This is a genomic window from Streptomyces thermoalcalitolerans (assembly GCF_039525155.1).
GTDB lineage: Bacteria > Actinomycetota > Actinomycetes > Streptomycetales > Streptomycetaceae > Streptomyces > Streptomyces thermovulgaris.
In genome coordinates, this window is the sequence record NZ_BAAAHG010000151.1 from 1 (window position 1) to 643 (window position 643).

Consider the following 643-nt stretch of genomic DNA (forward strand, 5'->3'; position numbering starts at 1 on the left):
GTCGGGGCGTCCGGTACTTCTATCAGGTGTGTTCGCTTTGGTACTCATGCTGTTTCCTCAAGCGGCTTCGGCTGTTGCACCAGCCGGGCCGGTTCTTCCGACCAATACCGCTTGTTAGATACGCCTACGGCCAGCGCCTTAATACTTTTCACCAACTACCGTGGGGCAACTCCCACAAACTATAAGTTGTTGTGGGTTGAAGTGGGTTGTAGAGGTCGAAAACAGATGACGACAGAAGTCCGACAAGGCGAGTACGGTGTTGACGGGAATCACGAGTTCAAGATCACCGACGTTGCGGATAACGGCTCAGAGGTTCAAATCGAATATCTGAGCGACGGGGAACGCGCTTGGTTCCAGAGCAACCGATTCGACCGAGAAGCGCCCGGCTTTGACTGGCAACTCCACTGAACAATGGAAGTAGATATCTCACCCGGTGACTTGAAGGATCGAAAAGCGGACTCCAGAGGTAGGATTAACCTCGGGTCAGAGTACGCTGATAAGAAGGTTATGGTTGCCATCTTGGAGGTTGGGGAAGATGACGACTGATTACCGAACCAAGTGCTTAGAACACTATTACGAACAGTGCGAAATCTGTGATGACACCGAGCGTATTGAAGTCCATCACATCAACGCAGATCGTGAC

At 51.6% G+C, this 643-nt stretch carries 1 protein-coding gene; it reads left to right on the top strand.

Going from position 1 to position 643, the window contains the following annotated elements; genetic code table 11:
• Positions 1 to 408 (top strand): hypothetical protein (locus tag ABD224_RS29300; protein ID WP_344055364.1); only part of this gene is annotated, 408 nt, incomplete at its 5' end.
• Positions 409 to 643 lie beyond the last annotated feature (235 nt).